The 5,445-nt window shown below is 37.1% G+C and carries 4 protein-coding genes; 2 read left to right on the top strand and 2 right to left on the bottom strand.

Annotated features, from left to right (window positions below; translation table 11 throughout):
• The first annotated feature begins 532 nt into the window (after window positions 1-532).
• Window positions 533-1,693, top strand: a complete 1,161-nt coding sequence (locus RT037_RS13580; RefSeq protein ID WP_313032277.1) for an iron-containing alcohol dehydrogenase — start codon at window positions 533-535, stop codon at window positions 1,691-1,693.
• Between the two features lie 48 nt (window positions 1,694-1,741).
• Here RT037_RS13580 and RT037_RS13575 read toward each other — a convergent pair whose 3' ends face one another.
• Complete coding sequence (locus tag RT037_RS13575; RefSeq protein WP_313032274.1) at window positions 1,742-3,088, bottom strand: DEAD/DEAH box helicase; 1,347 nt, start codon at window positions 3,086-3,088, stop codon at window positions 1,742-1,744.
• Window positions 3,089-3,214: 126 nt separating this feature from the next.
• Here RT037_RS13575 and RT037_RS13570 point away from each other — a divergent pair, with 126 nt between their 5' ends.
• Entirely contained in the window at window positions 3,215-4,012 is a 798-nt protein-coding gene (locus RT037_RS13570; protein WP_313032271.1) for a copper resistance protein NlpE N-terminal domain-containing protein, read from the top strand.
• A 55-nt stretch (window positions 4,013-4,067) separates the two neighbouring features.
• Here RT037_RS13570 and RT037_RS13565 read toward each other — a convergent pair whose 3' ends face one another.
• Window positions 4,068-5,231, bottom strand: a complete 1,164-nt coding sequence (locus RT037_RS13565; protein ID WP_313032268.1) for a HAMP domain-containing sensor histidine kinase — start codon at window positions 5,229-5,231, stop codon at window positions 4,068-4,070.
• Window positions 5,232-5,445: the final 214 nt, after the last annotated feature.

Here is a 5,445-nt window from a genome sequence, read left to right as displayed (position 1 = left end):
AAGAAAGGCTCAGATTATAAAATCCAAGCCCTAACTTTTTAACTTACACACTTAATGGGATAGTGTCGTTTTAAAATTATTGGAGCGCGCCCCTCACCTCACCTTTCCAAATGGTCAGGTCAGGCTATTCGCTGCAATCTTTTTGTGCAGAACATTTTCCCAAGCTAACAAAAAAGATTTCCGCTGCTATGTTTCGCGCAACTTGTTTGTTGGTTTGCAGTTGGCAGTTGTTGGGTTTTAGTTTTTAGTTTTTGGCTCTTGGTTCTTGATTCTTTATCTGTTGTCTAACAAAACTAACTCATAATTCATAATTCATAATTCATAATTCATAATTCGTAAATAAAAATGCGTGAGCGGTAGAAAAGGCGCGCTTGCAAAGCGCGGTGCACAGCACCGAAACGAAGTGGAGCCCTGCATGACGCGACCTTTTGCCGGTAAGGATTTAACAATTTTTAACCTCGTCTTCTGGCAAAAGGGCACGCCAAAAAGAATATAATTCCGTAAATTTATAGCACTAAAAAAAATATTTACAATGTTAAATTTCGAGTTTAAAAATCCTACAAAAATTATATTTGGAAAAGGGAAAATTGAAAAATTATCCCGCGAGATTCGTAAAGACGCTAACATCCTAATGATTTATGGCGGCGGAAGCATCAAGAAGAATGGTGTTTACGAGCAAGTCATCGCTGCGCTTGATGGCTACAAATTAACCGAATTTGGTGGCGTACCTGCCAATCCAGAATACGAAGTTTTGCTAGAAGCTTTGCGAGTGATCAAAGACAAAAACATCGACTACTTGCTTGCTGTTGGTGGCGGATCGGTTATTGACGGGGTTAAATTTCTTTCAGCGGCAGCCAACTATGATGGCGAACCTTGGGAAATCCTTTCAAACCGTGTTGTAACCACAGAAGGAAAAGGAATGCCTTTTGCAACGGTTTTGACTTTACCAGCAACCGCTTCGGAAATGAACTCTGGCGCTGTAATCTCTCGCCGCGGAACTGGCGAAAAGTTAGCAATGGGAGGACCAGGATTATTTCCTCAGTTTTCGATTTTGGATCCTGAAGTTATTAGATCAATCCCGAAAAACCAAATCGCCAACGGTATTACAGACGCTTACACGCACGTGCTAGAGCAATATATGACTTATCCGACAGGTGCGAGTTTGCAAGATCGTTTTGCGGAAAGCATTTTGTTGAGTTTGCAAGAAGTTGCTCCAAAAGTGATGGCAGAAGCTTTCGACTACGACGCGGCTGCTAACTTTATGTGGAGCTGTACGATGGCGCTTAACGGACTTATCGGGAAAGGTGTTCCGCAAGATTGGGCTGTCCACAGTATGGGACACGAATTGACGGCGCAATACGGCATCGACCACGCAAGAACTTTAGCAATTGTAGCACCACAACATTATCACTATTATTTTGATAAGAAGAAAGATAAATTAGCACAATATGCAGAACGTGTTTGGAACATTACCGAAGGTTCGGTAGACGAAAAAGCTAAAAAAGGAATCGAAGCGATGGAGCAGTTTTTCCATTCTTTAGATATCAAAACAAAGCTTTCGGAATATACCGATTCTTATAACGGAACGGCTGAAAAAGTACAAGCGGCTTTTGAATCGAGAGGTTGGCTTCTTGGCGAAAACCAAATGGTAACACCTGAAGACGCTAAGAAAATTGTTGAAATGACGTACTAATTTTTAGTTTAGAATAACATAAACGCCCGAAAATTCGGGCGTTTTATTTTATTTTTTCTTGCGAGATTTTTGCTTTTGTTGACCGCGATTGGCTGGTTTAGTTTTTGGCGGTTTACGCTTAGTTGGTCCACCCCAATTGACTTTTTTGTTTTTGTCTTTTTTCTCATGGAAAGCACCACCGCCTTCGTTAAGTTTCACCACCACAGGGTTTTTCATAACGATAACTTCTTTCTCTGCTTCAATTTTCACATCAGAAACTTTGACATCACTTGAGAAAGCTTCTTTGCGGATTTCTTTATCCATCAAAACTTCGATATCTAAAATTGCAGCTTCTTCCTTCGGTGTATAAAAACTGATTGCAATACCATTTTTATCAGCTCGACCAGTACGACCAATTCTGTGGATATATTGCTCTGGAATTTCTGGAATTTCGAAATTGAAAACATGCGACACATCTGGAATATCGAGACCTCTAGCCATAATATCCGTTGTGATAATCCCACGAAGTTCATTATTGCTAAATTCTTCCATCACACGCAAACGGAAATTCTGAGATTTGTTAGAGTGGATTACACCAAATTGCTCAGGAAATTCTTCATCAATTTTATTAAAGATTAAATCCGCATGTTTTTTATTATTGGCAAAAATTAAAATCTTTTCAAAATCATTTTCAGTTTTTAAAAGATGAATTAAAAGATTTAATTTCGTATTAAAATTAACCACAGGAATCACCGACTGATCAATCTTTTCCAAAGGTGTCCCCGATCTTGCCAACGAAATTTCTAATGGATTTTTGAAATATTCATTCAACATCGCATCAACCTGATCGGTCATCGTTGCAGAAAACAAAATGTTTTGGCGTTTCTCACTCATCATCGTGAAAATATTCGTCAACTGTGCTTTGAAGCCCAAGCTTAACATTTCATCAAACTCATCAACAACAAGTTTCTTTAGATCTTTGAATTGGATAACATTATCAATACCCAAATCCATAACACGACCTGGTGTACCAACCAAAATATCTACGCCATTTTCATAAATATTTTTTCTTTGCGTATTGATATTCACACCACCATAAACGCCCATCACACGTACGTTTATAAACTCTGTCAATTGCATAAGAACTTCTGTAACCTGTACAACCAATTCTCTCGTAGGCACCAAGATTAAAATTTTTGGTTGTTGAGTTTTAGAATATTTATACTCTTTAAGAATCGGTAAAAGATAGGCTAAAGTCTTACCAGTACCCGTTTGGGCGATTCCCATAATATCGCGACCGGACATTATCGGAGAAAAACTTTTATATTGAATAGGCGTTGGCTCAGAGATGTTAAGTTTCTCCAAAGCTTCATTGAGTGCCTTAGGCAACTCAAATTCTGCAAAACTTGGTTTCATGCTGCGAAGATACGGATTTTGAAAAAACTCAAACTTGCAATTTAAAAATTCGCAAATAATTATTTATTTTTTATGAAATTTAAATTTTAGGAACACATTTTGAATAAGTATGAAAAAAAATACGTTATGATAAACAAAAATACAATTAAGAATTTAGGCTTTTCTGCATTTGCAATAGCAATGTTAAGTCTGTCAGCATGTTCGACAACTCCTAAATCTAGCTTACCAGATGGTCATACAGCAAAAACGTCGCTAGATTATCCTGGCTTATATCTTGGCGTTTTGCCATGTGCGGATTGTAGTGGTATAAAGACAAGAATCTACCTAAACAAAGACAACACCTATATTTTACAACAAGATTATCTTGGTAAAAACGGAACAAACATTCTAGAAAATGGTACATATTCTTTTGACGAATCAGGGAATGTTGTTAATCTAAAACCAAAAACCAAAAATGGTCAAAGTTTAAAATTATTTGTCGGAGAAGATAGTGTAAGTATGCTAAATCAAGACGGAACAAAAATTACCAGTTCTCTAAAAGATCACTATGTTTTAACAAAAGATTACAATCAACTTTTGAATAAAAAATGGTATCTGAAAGAAATGTACGGTAAAGCATTTGATGCACAAAAAACAAGTAAAAAAGAAGGCTATCTTAGTCTTGATGAAAAGACATCTAGATTTAGTAGTAATGCTGGTTGTAACCAAATGAATGGTGCATTTACAGTAGAACCGGGCAACAAAATTAACTTCAACCAAGGCATGGCAACAATGATGTCTTGCCAAGATATGGAAGCCGAAATTACTTTTGGAAAAGTGTTGAAAGAAACCAAATATTTTGATGTACAATTAGATAAATTGTTATTATTGAATAGCAAACACGAAACAATTGCTACTTTCAAAGTGCCAGTGAGTAAATTGTAATCTCACGGTATATATAACAACTCAAATCCCACAAAACTTAAGTTTTGTGGGATTTTTATTTTTCTTTCGGAAGTCTTAGAGTAATTCTAAAAGTTGTGCCTTTTCCAATTTCGGTTTGGCTCACTTTTATTTCGCCATTGTGATATTCTTTCACCACACGGTTTGCAAGCGAAAGTCCTAGTCCCCAACCGCGTTTTTTTGTAGAATATCCAGGTTTGAAAACACTTCGCGCTTGGGCTTTGGTCATTCCAGAACCGTTATCTTTAACATCGATATAGACGGTACGATTCTTTTTATACAGTAAAATTTCGAGTTTGCCCTCGCCTTTCATCGCGTCCACCGCATTTTTAACCAAATTTTCGATAACCCAACTCATCAAAATTCGACTGTGCGGAATCATTATTTCCTCGTAAGTTTTTTGCAAACTAAACTCAACACGTGTCGAAATACGTTTCTTTAAATAATCAAAATTTTGCTGAACGGTTTCCGTCAAATCCAATTCATTAAGATCTGGTATCGAACCAATTTTTGAAAACCTTTCCGAAATCGTTTTTAATCGATTAACATCCTGTTCCAGCTCTTTAACGCCCATTCCGTTTTCATCTTCCATTTTCATAATTTCGACCCAACCAATCATAGACGATAGCGGCGTTCCAATTTGATGGGCCGTTTCTTTCGCCAATCCAGCCCATACAAAACCTTCATCGGTTTTCTTCAAAGTTCTCAAAAACCAAAACGAAAACGCAATATAACCACCAATAAATAATGCCAGAACATACGGATAAAACCTCAGATTATTCAACAGTTCGGAGTTGTCGTAATAAATAAATTGGTTGTTAAATTCGGGTAACTGAATCTCAAACGGTGGATATCGACTTTCCATTTGGCGCATCACAGCCTTTAATCGAGCAGGATCATTTCTAACCTCTTCAGGAATATTTCGGCTTTCGATAAGGTTGCCTTTTTTGTCGGTCAAGATAAACGGAATATCCTCATTTTCGTTAATCACATTCAGTGACAACTCGTTCAGACGATAGTCAAAATTCACGTCTTGCATGTACTTCATCGCCGTCGCAATCGACTTTATCCGTCCAGTTTCTTTTTCTCGCAGATAATTAATCATCACCGACGACGACAAAATGATCCCGATCACAACTGCCGTCAAAATGGTATAAATAATCCATTTATTAATCTTCGAAAAAAAATAAAGCCTTTTCATAAAACGTTGACTAATTTAGAAAAAATTCGGGAGCTACCAACAACACTGAGTTTTATTAAACGTGATTTATCCATTTAAAATTGTTTTTAGGAGCTTTATCCCGCTATGCGCTGTATCTTTTGTAGATGCCACCACACCAAACGCAAAACGGCATCCACAAAAGGATGCCGCTTCTATGGTAAGTTTGCATTAGGATAATTAAGGAAGTAAATTA

Origin of the sequence: Soonwooa sp. (assembly GCF_032062245.1) — a bacterium.
Taxonomy (GTDB): domain Bacteria; phylum Bacteroidota; class Bacteroidia; order Flavobacteriales; family Weeksellaceae; genus Soonwooa.
Note: the sequence above shows the minus strand (reverse complement) of the source record. Positions and strands in the feature narration are given on the sequence as shown.

Excerpts from the sequence above, each read along its gene's own strand:
- RT037_RS13580 (WP_313032277.1), top strand. The coding sequence starts at position 533 with ATGTTAAATTTCGAGTTTAAAAATCCTACAAAAATTATATTTGGAAAA.
- RT037_RS13575 (WP_313032274.1), bottom strand. The coding sequence starts at position 3,088 with ATGAAACCAAGTTTTGCAGAATTTGAGTTGCCTAAGGCACTCAATGAA.
- RT037_RS13570 (WP_313032271.1), top strand. The coding sequence starts at position 3,215 with ATGATAAACAAAAATACAATTAAGAATTTAGGCTTTTCTGCATTTGCA.
- RT037_RS13565 (WP_313032268.1), bottom strand. The coding sequence starts at position 5,231 with ATGAAAAGGCTTTATTTTTTTTCGAAGATTAATAAATGGATTATTTAT.